16 protein-coding genes are annotated in these 16668 nt (G+C 67.2%); 8 read left to right on the plus strand and 8 right to left on the minus strand.

Annotated elements, in window-relative coordinates; all coding sequences use genetic code 11:
• Both ACT3CF_RS05880 and miaA read right to left on the minus strand, forming a co-directional pair.
• Positions 1-1758: an acetolactate synthase 3 large subunit gene (locus tag ACT3CF_RS05880; RefSeq protein WP_478421375.1), complete on the minus strand. Its 1758-nt coding sequence runs from the start codon at positions 1756-1758 to the stop codon at positions 1-3.
• A 71-nt stretch (positions 1759-1829) separates the two neighbouring features.
• The gene (gene miaA, locus ACT3CF_RS05885; RefSeq protein ID WP_478421376.1) at positions 1830-2756 is read right to left on the minus strand and encodes a tRNA (adenosine(37)-N6)-dimethylallyltransferase MiaA; all 927 of its coding nucleotides are present in this window, start codon (positions 2754-2756) and stop codon (positions 1830-1832) included.
• On the opposite strand from miaA, the gene serB reads away from it, so the two are divergent.
• Entirely contained in the window at positions 2755-3633 is an 879-nt protein-coding gene (gene serB, locus ACT3CF_RS05890) for a phosphoserine phosphatase SerB (protein ID WP_478421066.1), read from the plus strand. The two genes, miaA and serB, sit on opposite strands and share 2 nt — an antisense overlap.
• 10 nt (positions 3634-3643) lie before the next feature.
• Here serB and ACT3CF_RS05895 read toward each other — a convergent pair whose 3' ends face one another.
• Together ACT3CF_RS05895 and ACT3CF_RS05900 are read right to left on the minus strand one after the other, a co-directional pair.
• Positions 3644-4423 (minus strand): TSUP family transporter, encoded by a 780-nt coding sequence (locus ACT3CF_RS05895; RefSeq protein ID WP_478421067.1) that lies wholly within the window; start codon positions 4421-4423, stop codon positions 3644-3646.
• Between the two features lie 46 nt (positions 4424-4469).
• A complete protein-coding gene (locus ACT3CF_RS05900; protein WP_478421068.1) occupies positions 4470-5534 on the minus strand; it encodes an SPOR domain-containing protein in 1065 nt (354 codons plus the stop codon).
• A gap of 163 nt (positions 5535-5697) precedes the next feature.
• On the opposite strand from ACT3CF_RS05900, the gene ACT3CF_RS05905 reads away from it, so the two are divergent.
• The 3 genes from ACT3CF_RS05905 to ACT3CF_RS05915 are packed head-to-tail and all read left to right on the plus strand — an operon-like array spanning position 5698 to position 8338.
• A complete protein-coding gene (locus tag ACT3CF_RS05905; protein WP_478421378.1) occupies positions 5698-6411 on the plus strand; it encodes an AAA family ATPase in 714 nt (237 codons plus the stop codon).
• 5 nt (positions 6412-6416) lie between these two features.
• Positions 6417-6971: a hypothetical protein gene (locus ACT3CF_RS05910; protein WP_478421070.1), complete on the plus strand. Its 555-nt coding sequence runs from the start codon at positions 6417-6419 to the stop codon at positions 6969-6971.
• A complete protein-coding gene (locus ACT3CF_RS05915) occupies positions 6968-8338 on the plus strand; it encodes an SPOR domain-containing protein (protein WP_478421072.1) in 1371 nt (456 codons plus the stop codon). The genes ACT3CF_RS05910 and ACT3CF_RS05915 overlap by 4 nt, the downstream gene beginning before the upstream one ends.
• A 45-nt stretch (positions 8339-8383) precedes the next feature.
• Here ACT3CF_RS05915 and ACT3CF_RS05920 read toward each other — a convergent pair whose 3' ends face one another.
• The 4 genes from ACT3CF_RS05920 to ACT3CF_RS05935 form a co-directional block, all read right to left on the minus strand.
• Positions 8384-9598 (minus strand): dihydroorotase, encoded by a 1215-nt coding sequence (locus tag ACT3CF_RS05920; RefSeq protein ID WP_478421074.1) that lies wholly within the window; start codon positions 9596-9598, stop codon positions 8384-8386.
• Positions 9595-10584, minus strand: coding sequence for an aspartate carbamoyltransferase catalytic subunit (locus ACT3CF_RS05925; RefSeq protein WP_478421076.1), 990 nt, complete (start codon positions 10582-10584; stop codon positions 9595-9597). Before ACT3CF_RS05925 ends, ACT3CF_RS05920 begins: the two co-directional genes overlap by 4 nt.
• Before the next feature lie 61 nt (positions 10585-10645).
• Positions 10646-11107, minus strand: coding sequence for a Holliday junction resolvase RuvX (gene ruvX, locus ACT3CF_RS05930; protein ID WP_478421078.1), 462 nt, complete (start codon positions 11105-11107; stop codon positions 10646-10648).
• A gap of 72 nt (positions 11108-11179) precedes the next feature.
• Positions 11180-12286 (minus strand): DUF3089 domain-containing protein, encoded by a 1107-nt coding sequence (locus tag ACT3CF_RS05935; RefSeq protein ID WP_478421080.1) that lies wholly within the window; start codon positions 12284-12286, stop codon positions 11180-11182.
• Positions 12287-12485: 199 nt separating this feature from the next.
• Here ACT3CF_RS05935 and gatC point away from each other — a divergent pair, with 199 nt between their 5' ends.
• The 4 genes from gatC to ACT3CF_RS05955 all read left to right on the plus strand — a co-directional run bounded on the left by gatC (position 12486) and on the right by ACT3CF_RS05955 (position 16663).
• A complete protein-coding gene (gatC, locus tag ACT3CF_RS05940; protein WP_478421082.1) occupies positions 12486-12773 on the plus strand; it encodes an Asp-tRNA(Asn)/Glu-tRNA(Gln) amidotransferase subunit GatC in 288 nt (95 codons plus the stop codon).
• Positions 12770-14257: an Asp-tRNA(Asn)/Glu-tRNA(Gln) amidotransferase subunit GatA gene (gene gatA / locus ACT3CF_RS05945; RefSeq protein WP_478421084.1), complete on the plus strand. Its 1488-nt coding sequence runs from the start codon at positions 12770-12772 to the stop codon at positions 14255-14257. The genes gatC and gatA overlap by 4 nt, the downstream gene beginning before the upstream one ends.
• A gap of 125 nt (positions 14258-14382) precedes the next feature.
• The gene (gene gatB / locus ACT3CF_RS05950) at positions 14383-15885 is read left to right on the plus strand and encodes an Asp-tRNA(Asn)/Glu-tRNA(Gln) amidotransferase subunit GatB (protein ID WP_478421086.1); all 1503 of its coding nucleotides are present in this window, start codon (positions 14383-14385) and stop codon (positions 15883-15885) included.
• A 133-nt stretch (positions 15886-16018) separates the two neighbouring features.
• Positions 16019-16663 carry a peptidylprolyl isomerase gene (locus ACT3CF_RS05955; protein ID WP_478421088.1) on the plus strand — a complete coding sequence of 215 codons (645 nt, stop codon included), beginning with the start codon at positions 16019-16021 and terminating at the stop codon, positions 16661-16663.
• Positions 16664-16668: the final 5 nt, after the last annotated feature.

Raw genomic sequence — 16668 nt, forward strand, 5'->3', positions numbered from 1 at the left:
TCAGACCAGCGCCTTGGCTTCGTCGTCCATTTCGCCCGATACCTCGGCTGCCTGAAGCAGCATTTCGGTATGTGCTGCGCCCGAGGGGATCATGGGAAAGCAGTTGGCGAGCTTGGCGACCAGGCAGTCGACCAGCACCGGGCCGTCATGCGCAAGCATCGCGGCGATGCCGTCCTCCAGCTGATCGGGGCGCTCGATACGAATGCCCTTCCAGCCATAGGCTTCGGCGAGCTTCACGAAATCGGGCAGGGCGTCCGAATAGCTTTCGGCATAACGGCTCTGATAGGTCAGCTGCTGCCACTGGCGAACCATGCCCATATATTCGTTGTTCAGGATGAACACCTTCACCGGCAGACGGTATTGCGTCGCCGTCGCCAGTTCCTGAATGTTCATCTGGATCGACGCCTCGCCCGCGATGTCGATCACCAGCGCGTCGGGATTGCCCAGTTGCGCGCCGATCGCTGCCGGCAGGCCATAGCCCATCGTGCCCAGTCCGCCGCTGGTCAACCACTTGTTCGGCGATTCGAACCCGAAATGCTGTGCCGCCCACATCTGGTGCTGGCCCACCTCGGTCGAGATGATCGGCGCCCGGCCGCGCGTTGCGGCTTCCAGCGCACGGATCGCGCGCTGGGGCATGATGCGCTCGTTCGACTCGTCGAAGTCGAGGCAACGGATCTGCCGCCAGCCTTCGATGCGGTTGTACCAGTCGGTGAGGTCCGGTCGCGGATGCTGGCGGGCGTGCCACAGTTCGATCATCTGCGCCAATGCCGCACCGACATCGGCAATGATCGGCAGGTCGACGCGAACATTCTTGTTCACGCTCGAACGATCGATATCGACGTGGATCTTGCGCGAATGCGGGGAAAAGGCGTCGAGGCGACCGGTAACGCGATCATCGAAACGCGCGCCCAGCGCGATGATCAGGTCGGCCTTGTTCATCGCCCAGTTGGCCTCGTAGGTGCCGTGCATCCCCAGCATCCCCAACCACTGGGGCGAAGAGGCAGGAAATGCGCCCAGCCCCATCAGGGTCGATGTAACCGGCGCCCCGGTGAGCGCCGCCAGCTCGCGCAACAGCCGCGACGCCTCCGGGCCGGAATTGATGACGCCGCCGCCCGTATAGAAAATCGGGCGCTCGGCCGCGGCGAGCATGTCGACGGCTTCCTCGATCGCATTGCGGTCGGGGGCGGTGGTGGGACGATAGGTCTTGTGCGTGATCGGCCCCGGATCGGCATAGGCCGCGGTGGCAACCTGAACGTCCTTGGGGATGTCGATGACGACGGGGCCGGGGCGACCCGAAGTCGCGATGTGGAATGCCTCGTGGACGATCCGCCCCAGCCGCGCCGGATCCTTCACCAGGTAATTATGCTTGGTGCAGTGGCGCGTGATGCCGACGGTGTCGGCTTCCTGAAATGCGTCGGTGCCGATCAGCCCGGTCGGCACCTGACCCGTGATGACGACCATCGGGATCGAATCCATCAGCGCGTCGGTGATGCCGGTGATTGCATTGGTTGCCCCCGGGCCCGACGTGACGAGCACCACGCCGGGCTTTCCCGTCGAGCGGGCATAGCCCTCGGCCGCGTGCGTCGCGGCCTGCTCATGCCGGACGAGAATGTGCTTGATCCGGTCCTGCTTGAACAGCGCATCATAGATGGGGAGCACCGCGCCGCCGGGATAGCCGAACACGACTTCCACCCCGAGGTCGCACAACGCCTCGATCAGGATGTCCGCTCCGCATTTCTCGACCACATTTGCCTCCATCACGCGCGACTCCTTGATACGGTGCCGCCAGAGTGCGGGTCGCTAAAGGCAACAAAACTGCACGTCAATAGTTAAATGAGAAAGAATCGTTCAAAAATGTCGACAAGGTGACTCGTTTGTGTCTCTTTCCGGCGGTGCCAGCTCTCCGGGGGCTGGCGTCGGAACCAGGTATATTGCCGTTTGGCATATTGGCGTGATGCGAGCGCTCCCGCGGCGATCGCCGCCTTCCGGTCGATCTGGCCCGTAATCAGGGCGCGCATTTCGGGCACACCGATCGCGCGCAGGATAGGGGCGTCGGCCGGGACATCGCTCCGCGCAAGGAGGCGTTCGGCCTCGTCGCGACCGGCGTCGACCATCATGGCGAAGCGCCGGTCGATCCGTTCGCCCAGCCAGTCGCGATCGGGAAGCAGGATGAACGCGGCGAGGGTGATCGCATCGCCGATTCCCCCGACACGTTCGGCCTGCCACGCGCCGAGTGGTCGCCCGGTGGACCGAACGACTTCCAGCGCACGGGCAACCCGGCTCGTGTCGGTGGGGCGAAGCCTGGTCGCGGCCGCCGGGTCCTCCTGCTGGAGTGCTCGGTGCGCCTCCGCAACCGGAAGCGCGCGTACCTCGTCACGGATTGCGGGATCGATCTCGGGAACCGGTGCGATCCCGTCGATCAGCGTGCGGAGATACATGCCCGTGCCCCCGACGAGGATCGGCAATCGTCCATCGTCCCGGGCCTCTGCGATTGCTTCACGGGCCTCCGCCGCCCACCGCGCCGCGGAATAGCGGTCGGCAGCGTCGACATGCCCGAACAGGCGATGTGGCGCTCGTGCCATCTCGTCGGCGGTCGGGCGGGCGGTGAGCACATCGAGGTCGGCATAGACCTGCATCGAATCGGCATTGATGACCGTGCCGCGGTGGCGCTCGGCGAGCGCAAGCGCGAGTGCGGACTTGCCGCTGGCCGTCGGCCCTGCAATGAGCGCGACCAACGGTCGTTCTGGGGGACGCATGTTCATCGCGACACTGATAGCAGAGGCTTTGGCGGCGGGGGATGTTTCCGCCGCAGCGGATCGACTTTCGGCGCTCGGCTGTGCGCCGGGCAAGTGGCGTTGGATCGACGACGGCATTGCCGCCGACCTGCACTTCGCCCACCATCCCGATGCAGCGCGCGCCGCGCTGGAAGGGGCGCTCGCCGGAACCGACGTGATCGTGCAGCCTGAAGCGGGGCGAACCAAGGCGCTGCTCGTCGCTGACATGGACTCGACGATGATTACCGTCGAGTGCATCGACGAACTCGCCGATTATGCCGGCATCAAACCGCAGATCGCCGACGTGACCGAGCGGGCGATGCGCGGCGAACTCGATTTCGCTGCCGCGCTCGACGCACGTGTGGCGCTGCTCAAGGGACTTTCGGAAGACGCGATCGATCGCTGCCTCGCCGAACGCGTCCGGCTGATGCCCGGCGCCGAAGCGCTGGTCAAAACGATGCGCGCGCGCGGCGCGCATGCGATCCTCGTTTCGGGCGGGTTTACGCGTTTTGCGGAGCCGGTCGGGGCGCGTATCGGCTTCAACCGCGTGATCGCCAATCGGCTCGAGATCGCCGGGGGAGCGCTGACGGGCACGGTCGCGCGGCCGATCGTCGACAGCAGCACGAAGGAGGCGACGTTGCGCGATGCGACGGCCGCACTCGGCATTTCGGCAGAACAGACGATGGCCGTCGGCGATGGCGCCAACGATCTGGCGATGATCCGGCTGGCGGGGCTGGGCGTCGCCTATCACGCCAAGCCGATTGTGGCGGCGGCCGCCGGCGCCCGGGTCGACCATGGCGACCTGACCGCGCTGCTTTATGCGCAGGGCATCGCGCGCGCCGATTGGGTGACCGGATGACGGTCGACCATCAATAGCCCAGCCAGACGCGCAGCGGATTTGCGGGATCGGCGAGCAGGCGCGCGGTGAGCGCCAGCGACATCAGGACGAGCAACGGCCTTACGCCTCGCCCGCCGAAGCGCATCGCGAGATGGGCGCCCGCCTGGTTCCCTGCGATGCTGGCGACTGCCATCGTGAGACCGGGCAGCCACATCACCTTGCTGCCAAGGATGAGGATGCCGAGCGCGGCGACGTTGCTGGCGAAGTTGAAGAACTTGGCGTGGGCGATCGCGCGCACCAGCCCCAGGCCCCCGAGCGCGACCAGCGCGGTGGTGAAGAACGATCCGGTGCCGGGGCCGAAAAACCCGTCATAAAAGCCGATCGCTGCGACAATCAGCGCGAGCCCGCCAAGCCCCGTCCGCGCGTGGCGGTCGGCCTCGCGCATCGGCGGTGCCAGCAGGAAATAGAGCGCCATCGCGATCAGCAAGGCGGGCATCAGCCCTTTGAGAAAGGTCGGGGCGACGTGCTGGAGCGTGAAGGCGCCGAGGCACGCGCCGGCGAACACTGCCAGCGCATGCGGCGCGAAGCGGCGGAAATCGACATGACCGCGACGCGCAAAGGCAAGGAAGGCGCCCCCGGTGCCGAGCGTGCTCTGGAGCTTGTTGGTGGCAATCGCGGCAACGGGCGGGATACCCGCGGCCATCAGCGCGGGGAGAGTCAGCAATCCGCCGCCGCCGGCCAATGCGTCGATCACCCCTGCCACGAAGGCGATTCCGGTAAGAAAGGCGAGCAGGTCGAAGGTCAGGTGCACAGCACCGTTTAACCCGCCTCGACCGGCGTTCAAGCGTCCCCTTATCCTATCGCGCCACCGGGACGCAGGGCGATACGCCGCGGCATCCGGCCTGCGCATCGGTGCGCGAGGCATAGGGGCCGATCAGCAGCCGTGTCAGCGTACCGGTCTTGACGAAGTGCGGCTGGCGACCGGGAAAGCGCCCGGCGACCTGTGCCCACAAGCGATGGGCATTCGCCGGATCGCCGAAGGCGCCGAGTTGAACCTGCCACGCGCCTTCACGACGGGCCGGCGCCGACGGCGTCGTGGTCCGCGCGGGCGAAGGTCGTGCCTGCGGTACAACCGATGGGGCGGGGCGAGGCGCCGGCGTCGCGGCGCGCGGCGACGCAGCCGCCGGAGCGGGGGGCGCTGCGACGGCCACCGAGGGTGGTGTTGCTTCCGGACGGGGGGAAGCGGGGCGGGGGATTCTGGTGCTCGGTGACGCGGCTTCCGCCGACACTGCCGCCGTACCCGATGCGTCGCCAATGGTGACGGGAACCTCGACGATCGCCGGGTGCGTTTCCAATTCACGCGCCAGCGCCAGCCCGCGTTGGCGGTCGGCCACGGGAAGATACTGGTCCATCTGTGCCAGCGCCTTGGACGCGGCGTCGAGCCCGCTCTGCGAACTGCGCACGACCAGAGCATAGGCGCGCACGGGGTTCTTCGCCACGACGTCGCCGTTGAACAGCATCACGCCAAGGATGTATTGCGCGCGCGCATCGCCACGGGCGACGCCGCGTTCGAGCCAGGGCACGGCATCGGCCCGCTTGCCGTTTTCGAACAACGCCAGTCCATAGTTGACGCCCGCCTGTTCGTGGCCCTGTTCGGCGGCGCGGCGGAACCACTGCTCCGCAAGGCGCGAATCGAGCGGGACGCCGCGACCCAGCTTATAGGCCTGGCCCAGGTTGAACTGCGCATCCGCGTCGCCGCGCTCGGCCGGTCCGCGCCACAATGCGACGGCCATCTTGTAGTCACCGCGCGCATAGGCCTCGACACCGGTCTTGACGGGATTGTCATCGGCCTTGGCGGGGCTTGCGGCCAGCATCAGTCCGGAAAGGGCGGCAATCCACACGAACTTCATCGACTTGTTCACCTCCGTCCCGCAACCGGGATTTGCCCGTCAGTTAACCATCGATTGGCAAAGATATCCTTACTCCCTCTGCGCGGCTGGGGGCGCGGTGCCCGCGCCATTAACGGCTTCTTATCCGACGCCGTGGCAAGGCAGCCACAGGAATGACCCAGGTTTGAGGGGGGTGATGCGCGTTCTCGCGTTGGCTTCGCAGAAGGGAGGATCCGGCAAGACCACCTTGTCCGGGCATCTGGCCGTTCAGGCGCAGCTCGCCGGGCACGGGCCGGTCGTGTTGATCGACATCGATCCGCAGGGGTCGCTGTCCGACTGGTGGAACGAGCGCGAGGACGAAATGCCGGCCTTTGCGCAGACCAGCGTTGCGCGGCTGGCCTCCGATCTGGAAATACTGCGCCAGCAGGGCTTCAAACTGGCCGTCATCGACACGCCGCCTGCGATCACCATGGCGATCCAGAGCGTGATCCAGATCGCGGAACTGATCGTCATCCCCACCCGGCCAAGTCCGCATGATCTGCGCGCCGTCGGCGCGACGGTCGACCTGTGCGAACGTGCGGGCAAGCCCCTGATCTTCGTCGTCAACGCTGCGACGCCCAACGCACGGATCACGTCCGAAGTCGCCGTCGCATTGTCACAGCACGGCACTGTCGCGCCGATCATCGTCCATCACCGTACCGATTTCGCCTCGTCGATGATCGACGGGCGCACCGTGATGGAGGTCGATCCGCGGGGGAAGTCTGCGGCGGAGATTTCGGCGTTGTGGAGTTACATCGCCGATCGGCTGGAAAAGAATTTCCGCCGCACCGTCTTTGCGTCGCCCGGATCGCTGGGGCATCCGGTGGGCGGCCGACCTGCCGGCGGTTTCGGCCGCCGGGTGGTGAGTTGAGGACGGTGGCGGTGCTCGGTCCTTCCAAATCGCTCGGCGCATTGGGTGCGGGACTGCTCGCCCGCAAGGGCGAGGCGCGCCCGGCAATGCGCTCGGCATCGCCCGCCAGTTCGGCCGACGCTGCGGTCCTTCCGGTCGACGATGCCGCCTGGAACGACCTGGGCTGGAACGATCACGGCGCGGAAGCGCCGGTGCCATCCGAAGCGGTGCCGGCACGGTCTGCTTGTGCCGAGCGCCCTGCAGTGCTGCGGGTCCGCGATACGCTGCGCGCGCGGCTGACCGCAGGGTGCGAGCCGGCTGCGGCTGATCCCGACGCGTCGGAACAGGTTGCCGATGCGCCATCGACTGAGCCGGCAATGCGGCCGAAGACCGCCTTCACGCTGCGGCTGGACCCGGATCGCCATTTACGGATGCGACTGACCGCGGCGGCGATGCGCTGCTCCGCGCAACAGCTTGTCACCCGTGCACTCGACCAATTTCTCGATTCGCAGGCCGGCACTGCCATCTCCGAATGGCCTGCCGGAACTGCCATGACCAACGCCGAAGGACTGGGACGATGACTGTCCGCACGATCATCAAATTGAGCCTTTCCGTGTTCGCCCTTGGCGGCGTCGCGCTGGCAGGACTGGCGACGCAGGGGCTGCCGATTGCAGCCATTGCGGCGCTTGGCCCCAATGCCAAGCGGGCCGATGCAGAGGCACAGGCCGCGCGCAAGGCGCTCCGCGACCGGGCTGCGGAACGCGCCGTGCGGCATGCCGAGGAGGCCGTGGCCAACGATCCCACCAATCCGACATATCGTGCGCTGTTGGGGCAGGCCTATCTGCTCGCCGGGCGGTTCAACGCTGCGGCGCAGGCGCTTACCGACACGCTCGCCCTCAACCCCGCCGACGGCAACGCGGCGCTCAACCTCTCGCTCGCGAAGATCGCACAGGGCGACTGGGATGGCGCCCGCACGTTGCTGCAGTCCTATTCCGACCGGATCCCGGCAAGCGATCGCGGTCTTGCCTTTGCGCTCGCAGGCGACCCGGCGACCGCGATCGACATCCTCACGCCGGCGGCGCGCGAACCCGACGCGACGGCCAAGACGCGGCAAAATCTGGCGCTCAGCCTTGCGCTCGCGGGGCGCTGGCGCGAGGCGGGGCAGCTTGCCGCGATGGATGTTCCGCCGGACGCGTTGCAGGCGCGGATGATGGAGTGGGCGCGCTTTGCCCAGCCCACCAACGCCTACGATCAGGTTGCGGCACTGTTGAAGGTCCGTGCGGTCGAGGATCCCGGCCAGCCTGCGGCGCTCGCCCTGGCGCGGCAACCGAACCTCGCGCTTGCCTCGTCCGCCGCGCCGGCAGCCCCGCCGGCCGCGACCGAAGCTCCGGTGGCGGCGCCGGTACAGCTCGCCGCGCGCGCTGCCGCAGAGCCTGTGGCGCCGGTCGAACGCGCGAGCGAGGCCCAGCCCGAGCCCCAGCAGGTCGCCGGAACGGGGCCGCAGATCATCTTCGGTCCGCGCCAGGAAATCGTTCAGCGGATTACGTTGCCGCCCCGCGCCATGCAGGCATCGCGTCATGGCGAGCGTTCGGCCCGCATTGCGGCCCCGGCGCCCGTGCGCGAAGCGCGCACCGCCCGTTCGATCGCCCGTGGCAGCTATTTCGTTCAGCTCGGAGCCTATGCGACGCCTGCCATCGCGCGCGACGCATGGGTTCGTCATCTCCGCCGCGTGCCGGGCTTGAGCGGTCAGACACCGCAGGGCGCTCGCGTGGCGACGCGCGCCGGCAATTTCTATCGCCTGTCGGTGGGCGGCTTCGCGCGAACCGACGCCGATATGTTGTGCCGGCAGGTCAAGGCAGCGGGCGGTGCGTGCTTCGTCCGTGTTCAGGCGGGCGATGCGGTCGCGAGTTGGGCACGCGTCGGACGCGCGCAGCTGGCGGCGCGCTGACGCTTCGGTTCATGCCTGCCGGGGATGGCCCCGGCAGGCCGATATTCAGGCGATCGCCGTTCCGCCCTTGTACAGCGCCAGCACCTTGCCCTGAACCGGGAGACCGTCGAACGGCGTATTCGCGGCGCGGGCGACCATGCGTTCGCCGACGATCTGCCACGGCGCATCGGGGTCGATCACGACCAGGTCGGCCGGCATCCCGGCTTCGAGTGTTCCGGCGCGCAACCCCAGTACCCTGGCGGGGTTTGCCGCGAGCAGCGCGAACAACCGGGGCAGCTGGATGCGGTCGTCGCGCACCAGTCCCAGCGCCAGCGCCAGCAGCGTCTCCGCCCCCGACATGCCGGCATGGGCATCGGCGAAGGGGAGGCGCTTTTCCTCGGGGCCGCGCGGATCGTGACCGGAGCCGATCACGTCGACTGTACCGTCGGCCACCGCGGCCAGCGCCGCTTGCCGGTCGCTTTCGTCGCGGAGCGGCGGTGACAATCGCGCGAAGGTGCGGAAATCGCTGGCCGCGTTATCCGACAGGAGCAGATGCGCCGGGGTGATGCCGCAGGTCACGGCGACGCCGCGGCGTTTGGCGGCGCGGATCAAATCGAAGCCTGCCGCCGTGGTCACCTGGCGAAAATGAAGTCGGGCGCCCGTCTCCTCCGCGAGCATCAGATCCCGAGCGATCGCCAGCGCCTCGGCGACGGCCGGTGCCGAGGGGAGGCCCAGCCGCGTCGCAGTCTCGCCATCGGTGGCAACCTTGCCCTCGGCAAGGCCGCCGTCCTCGGCATGCGTCACCACGGCAAGTCCGTTGTCGCGCGCATAGGCGAGCACCTTGTGCATCGTCCCGGACGAAGCGATCCAGCGGCGACCGGTCGCGATGGCGCGCGCGCCTGCCGAGGCGTTGATCGCCATCTCCGCCAGGTCCGTTCCTTCCAGCCCGCGCGTTGCAGCGGCGAGCGGATGGACCCAGAGATGCGGCTTGCCCGACAATGCCGCGCGGCGGACGATGCCCGGGTCATCGAGTACGGGCGACTGGTCGGGCATCAGCCCCACGCGTGCGATGCCGCCGGCGCGACAGGCGGCGGGGTCGACCGCGAAGACGCCCAGGTCGATCAGTGCGGGGGCCAGGATGCGGCCCTGAAGGTCGACGATCTTTGCCCCGGCCGGCGCCGAATCGGATTCGGCGATCGTCTCGCCGTCGATCACCAGCGTTCCGGTACGCTCGCCGGTGACCGGGCACACGATCCGTGCGTTGACGAATGCGGTAATCATGCCCAGCCCTCCACGCCGCGCGCGCGGCGCGTCAACACGTCCAGGCACGCCATGCGCACCGCAACGCCCATTTCCACCTGTTCGGTAATCGCGCTCCGCGACGGATCGTCGGCTACGGTCGAATCGATCTCGACGCCCCGGTTCATCGGTCCGGGGTGCATCACCAGCGCATCGGGCTTGGCGCGGGCAAGCCGTTCGGGTGTCAGGCCATAGCGCGCATGAAACTCGCGCGTCGAAGGGATATAGCCACCGGCCATCCGCTCGTTCTGGACGCGCAGCATCATCACCACATCGGCGCCTTCCAGCGCGGCATCGAAGTCGGTGTAGGGCGTCACCGCCATCCGTTCGATTGCGGGCGGCATCAAGGTCGACGGCGCGACCACGCGTACCTCGGCACCCTGCGCCGTGAGCGACAGCATGTTCGAGCGCGCGACGCGGCTGTGCAGGATGTCGCCGCAAATCACCACGCACTGCCCGTTTACCCGTCCTCGGCGGCGTCGGATGGTCAACGAATCGAGCAGCGCCTGGGTGGGATGCTCGTGCCAGCCGTCGCCGGCGTTGAGCACCGGGCAGTCGACCTTGTCGGCGATCAGTTGCACCGCGCCGGAACTCGAATGGCGGATCACGATGACATCGGCACGCATCGCGTTGAGCGTCATGGCCGTGTCGATCAGCGTTTCGCCCTTCTTCACGCTCGACTGGGCGGCGTGCATGTTCACGACGTCCGCGCCCAGCCGCTTTCCGGCAATTTCGAACGACAGCAGCGTTCGCGTGGAATTTTCGAAAAAGGCGTTGATCTGGGTAAGGCCTTCCAGCCGCTTGTCGCTCTTGGCGCGGTGGCGGTTCGCCTCGACCCACTGCTCGGCTTCGTCGAGCAGGAAGGTGATCTCGTGCGGCTGAAGACCCGCGATCCCGGTGAGGTGCCGGTGCGGGAAGGCGGCGCGGCCGGGAAGCTGCGCTGCGGGACGATGGTCTGACGGTTGCATTAAAGCCGCCGGGTAGCGCCGCCGGCGCGGCTTCGCAACCTTTGAGCGGCACCAATGCCGTTCAGACGTTGACCAATGCGTCGATCGCGCCTTGCAGAATGTAAGCGGCAGCCATCTTGTCGACGAGTTCGGCGCGCCTGGCGCGGCTCGCATCCTGTTCGATCAGCGTCCGTTCAACCGCGACGGTCGACCAGCGTTCGTCCCACATCAGGATCGGCATCCCCAGGTCCTCGACGTTGCGAGCGAAGGCGCGCGTCGACTGTGTCCGGGGCGAGTCGGTGCCGTCGAGATTGAGCGGCAGCCCGATCACGAGCCCCGCAACCTGCTGTTCGGTTGCCAGCGCGACAAGGCTCGCCTTGTCTTTCTGAAACTTCGACCGGCGGATGAGTTGTGCGGGACTCGCAAAGCTCCATCCCGCATCGCACAGCGCCGTGCCGATCGTCTTGGTTCCGACGTCGAGGCCGAGGAGGCGGCCGCCGGCAGGAAGCGCGGCGCGGAATTGTGAGGGCTGGGTGGTGATCACAAGCCCTCCTTAGCCGATCGGTCCGGGAGGCAAAGCCCCGAACGCCGATTTCCGGCGGCGGGTCTTGCCGACTCAGTGGTGCGAGAATGCCGCGAGGCGCCGTTCGGCATCGCGGCGGACGTTCGCCCAGAACAGGCTGTAGTCGAACACGTGATAGTTGTTGCCGGGCAGGACATATTGGCCATAGTCCGCCGGCGGGTTGCCGATCATCAGCATCCCGCGCCCGCCGCAGCGCGCGCCGATCCGGCCCGGTTCCAGTCGGGCCGATTGAAGGTTCATGCTCGGGATGAGCGCGCCGAGGTTGGCGCTGGCGGGGGCCGAGTCGCCGGCATTTCCCGTGAGCGGATTGGTGCAGACCATCGGCGTGTTGGCGCGCGGCTTGCCGGTAAAGCCTGCCGTCGCATCGAAGGTATCGAGGATCAGCGACGGGTCCGCCGGCTCGGCAAAGCTTTGCCATGACAACAGGCACCCGGCCTGGTCGGCGCGTGCACAGGCGGGGAGGCCCATGCGCGGCAGGTCGGCGGTGATCGAGATCGGCCAGCCCACGACATAGGCGGCAACGATGCGTTTCTGGATCGGCTTGCCGGCGATCCGGTCGACCAGCAGGCGTGAGAGGTGCAGCGCGCCCTGGCTGTGGCCCGCCAGGATGATGGGGTGGTCGCCGGCCTGCGCCAGGAATTGATCGAATGCCGCCAGCACATCGGCATAGGCGAGGTCGAGCGCGCGCTGCGCCTGTGGGCGATTGGTCAGGAACGCCCCGAAGGTCGCCTGGCGATAGCGCGGCGCCCAGATTGCGCCGACGCCGTTGAAGGCACTGGCCTGCCCGCGCAGGAACAGCTCGGCCCGCTGATTGGCATCGGCGTTGTCGAGCGGCGCGTTCCAGCTGTGCGTGTCGAGGAACGACGTGGGATGGATGAAGAACACCGCCGCGGTCGACCGTTTCGCAACGCCCCGGCCATCGGGGGTCCAGAGCGCGGGATTGCCCGGTTTGTCCGGTCGCGCAATCCACATCTCTGCCCGGCCATAGGCATTCGTATCGACCGGCGGCAATGCCGCGACGTCGCCGGCCGGCACCAGGAACTGGCGCATCAGCTGGGTTCCATAGAACCGATAGGCAAAGGAGGCGGCAAGCGCGAGCACGATCAGTCCAGCGACCACATAAAGGAACTTCCGGGCCAATCCCGTCTCCATTGTGCAATGCAGCATAAACGCATGAAGGCGCAACTGCGATCCCGTGCCTGCTGCGTGCCAAGTTTGCAACCGTGTGATGCGCTCGCCCGGGGAGGCGTCTTGCCTCGGCCGTCGGGGACGCCGTGGTCGCGGACGATCGTTGCGAATAGCGTTGCGTGCTGCGCGTGCGGGATGCTAGCCGCAGGGCATGTCCGTAGACACCAACACCGTGAAGAAGGTCGCGAGCCTCGCGCGCATCGCGATCAGCGACGCCGATGCCGAAAGGCTGGCGCCCGAACTCAACAACATCCTCGGCTGGATCGAGCAGCTGGGCGAAGTGGATACGCGGGATGTCGCGCCGATGACGGCGGTCATCCCCAACACGCTGCGCCTGCGTGCCGACGTCGTAACCGAAGGCGATCAGCGCGAGGCCGTCCTCGCCAATGCGCCGCAGGGCGAGCATGGTTTCTTTACGGTGCCGAAGGTGGTCGAATGAGCAGCGAACTGACCGATTTGGGCGTTGCCGGTCTCCGGGACGGTTTCCGCAACGGCGATTTCTCGGCGCGTGAGGTTGCCGAGGCATTCAATGCGCGCGTGGCAGGCGCAAAGGCGCTCAATGCCTTCATCGTCGAAACCCCCGAACATGCGCTGGCTGCTGCCGACGCCGCCGATCGCGCCCGCGCGGCGGGGGAAGCGCCCAAGCCGCTGGCCGGCGTGCCGATCGGCATGAAGGATCTGTTCGCGACCAAGGGCGTGCAGACGACCGCGGCGAGCCGCATGCTCGAAGGCTTCAAGCCGGTCTATGAATCGACCGTGTCGCAGCACCTGTGGGAAGCGGGTGCGGGGATGCTCGGCAAGCTCAATCTCGACCAGTTCGCGATGGGCTCGTCGAACGAGACGAGCTATTTCGGCAACGTCATCTCGCCATGGCGGCGCAACGACGGCGATACGGCGCCGCTCGCGCCCGGCGGCTCTTCGGGCGGCAGTTCGTCTGCGATTTCGGCGCGCCTCTGTCCGGGGGCGACCGGCACCGACACCGGCGGTTCGATCCGCCAGCCGGCGGCATTCACCGGTATTTCGGGCATCAAGCCGACCTATGGCCGCTGTTCGCGCTGGGGCGTCGTCGCATTCGCATCGTCGCTCGATCAGGCCGGCCCGATGGCGCGCGATGTGCGCGATTGCGCGATCCTCCTCGAGAACATGGCGGGCTTCGACCCCAAGGATTCGACCTCGCTCGATCTGCCGGTTCCCCAGTGGGAAGCGGGCCTCAACGCCGACCTGCGCGGCAAGCGGATCGGCATCCCCAAGGAATATCGTGTCGACGGCATGCCCGCCGAGATCGATGCCCTGTGGCAGCGCGGCATTGCCTGGATGAAGGACGCGGGTGCCGAGATCGTCGAGGTCAGCCTGCCGCATACCAAATATGCGCTGCCCGCCTATTACATCATCGCGCCGGCCGAAGCGTCGTCGAACCTCGCGCGCTATGACGGCGTGCGCTACGGTCTGCGCGAACTCGCCGATGGCCAGAACCTTCAGGAAATGTACGCCGCCACCCGCGCGGCGGGATTTGGCGACGAGGTCAAGCGTCGCATCCTGATCGGCACCTATGTGCTCTCGGCCGGCTTCTACGATGCCTATTACACCCAGGCGCAAAAGGTGCGGACGCTGATCGCGCGCGATTTCGAACGCGCGTGGGAGCAGTGCGATCTGCTGCTGACGCCGACCGCGCCCAGCGCGGCCTTCGCGTTGGGCGAAAAGCAGGCCGATCCGCTTGCCATGTACCTCAACGACGTCTTCACGGTGCCGGCAAGCCTGGCCGGGCTGCCGGCGATGAGCGTGCCCGGCGGGCTCGATGCGCAGGGGCTTCCGCTCGGGCTTCAGATCATCGGCAAGGCGCTCGACGAACAGGGCGTGCTCAATGCCGGGCTGGCAATCGAGCAGCGCGCGGGCTTCACCGCGCGTCCCGAGGCCTGGTGGTGAACGCCTGGGCCGGTGGGGCAGGGGCATGCATCTGCGCCTGATCCCACCCGGCCCGGACGATACTGGCTGGAACGCAAAGGCACCGGCACCGCATCGCGGCGGTGCCAGGCACACGGATCGAAGAGATGACTGAATCCACCTATCGTATCAAAGGCGACACCGGCGAATGGGAGGTCGTGATCGGCCTCGAGGTTCACGCCCAGGTCACGTCGAACGCCAAGCTGTTTTCGGGTGCGGCGACCGTCTTCGGCGCCGAACCCAACACGCAGGTGTCGCTGATCGACGCCGCCATGCCGGGAATGCTTCCCGTTCCCAACCGCGAGTGCATCCGCCAGGCGGTCCGCACCGGCATCGCGCTGGGCGCGGTCATCAACAAATGGTCGCGGTTCGATCGCAAGAACTATTTCTACGCCGATCTGCCGCAGGGCTATCAGATCAGCCAGCTCTACCACCCGCTGGTGGGAGAAGGCGCGATCGCGATCAGCCTCGACGAGAAGGACCCGGACGCCGAGGTCAAGACGATCGGCATCGAGCGGATCCATGTCGAGCAGGACGCCGGCAAGCTGATGCACGATCAGCACCCGACGCGCTCCTATGTCGATCTCAATCGCGCCGGCGTCGCGCTGATGGAAATCGTCTCGAAGCCCGACATGCGGTCGCCGGCAGAGGCCGGCGCCTATCTGTCGAAGCTGCGTTCGATCCTGCGCTATGTCGGATCGTGCGACGGCAACATGGATCAGGGATCGATGCGCGCCGACGTCAACGTTTCGGTGCGCAAGCCCGGCGACCCGTTCGGCACGCGGACCGAGACCAAGAACGTCAACTCGGTCCGTTTCGTGATGCAGGCGATCGAGTTCGAGGCGCGCCGCCAGGTCGAGGTTCTCGAGTCGGGTGGCCGTATCGTCCAGGAAACGCGGCTGTTCGATCCCGATCGCGGCGAGACGCGTTCGATGCGGTCGAAGGAAGATGCGCACGATTATCGCTACTTCCCCGATCCGGACCTGTTGCCGCTCGAACTCGACGACAGTTTCGTCGAGGAATGCCGTCGCAGCCTTCCCGAACTGCCCGATGCCAAGCGCGAGCGTTACCAGACGGCGCTCGGTCTTCCGGCCTATAATGCAGCCGTGCTGACGGCCGAGGCCGAGACGGCGCGCTGGTTCGAAGCGTTGCTCGCCGAAAGTGCGCGTATCCAGGGCAAGGGCGAGCCGGAGGTGGCTCGCGCGGCGTCGAACTGGTTGATTTCGGACCTTTACGGCGCCCTCAATCGTCTGGGCAAGAGCATCGACGAGAGCCCCGTCAGCCCCGAAGACGGCGCCGAACTGCTGGCGCTCGTCGCCGACGGCACGCTTTCGAACACGCTGGGCAAGCAAGTGTTCGAGATCATGCTGGAAACGGGCGACGCCCCGGCCAAGATTGTCGAGGAGCGCGGCCTCAAGCAGACGAGCGATACCGGCGCGATCGAAAAGGTGATCGCAGACGTGATGGCTGCCAACGAGGACAAGGTCGTCGAATATCGCGGCGGCAAGGACAAGCTGTTCGGCTTCTTCGTCGGTCAGACGATGAAGGCGATGGGCGGCAAGGCCAATCCTGCCGTCGTCAACGAACTGCTCAAAAAGGCGCTCGGCTAAGCGCGTTCGCGGGCGGCGTGCGTGGCTATGGCCGGGCACGCCGTCGCTCCCTCGCTCCCTCGCGGCAAAAGGGGTGGAGGTGCCGGACGGTGCTGGCTAGGCTGGCCCGATGACTCACGCCGGAGGTGCCGCCTTGCTTCGCCGTTCTATCCTCGGGGCGCTCGCCGTCGCCACGCTCTTGCCGTCGGCGGCAGTCGCGCAGACCGCGCCGACGCCGAATGCTTCGCCCGCGCGTGTTGCGATCACCACCACGCTCGGGCGGATCGTCGTCGAGGTGGAAACCGGGAAGGCGCCCGTCACGGCCGCCAACTTCCTTCGATATGTCGATTCGCGTCGCCTCGACGGCATGCAGTTCTATCGCACCGTCAAGGTGGCGGACCATTTCGGCTTCGTTCAGTTCGGCGTCCAGAACGATCCCAAACGCATCTACCCGGCCATCCGGCACGAGCCGACGACGCGCACCGGGCTGCGCCATCTCGACGGCACGCTGTCGATCGGCCGCTTCGCGCCGGGGACGGCGCGGGGTGAATTCACGATCAGCGTCGGCGACCAGCCGTCATTCGATGCCGACCCCGCGCGCCCCGGCGACAATCTTGGCTATGCGGCCTTCGGCCGTGTCGTCGAAGGAATGGATGTGGTGATGCGCATCTTCGACGCGCCGGTCGCGCCCGACAAGGCGATCCAGGGCAGCTTCAAGGGACAGGTGCCGGTCGCGCCCGTGCGGATCGTGTCGGTGCGTCGACTGCCTCCGGCTCCTCCCGCCGCGCCGGCTCCCTGATTTGC

Source organism: Sphingomonas chlorellae (assembly GCF_056485145.1).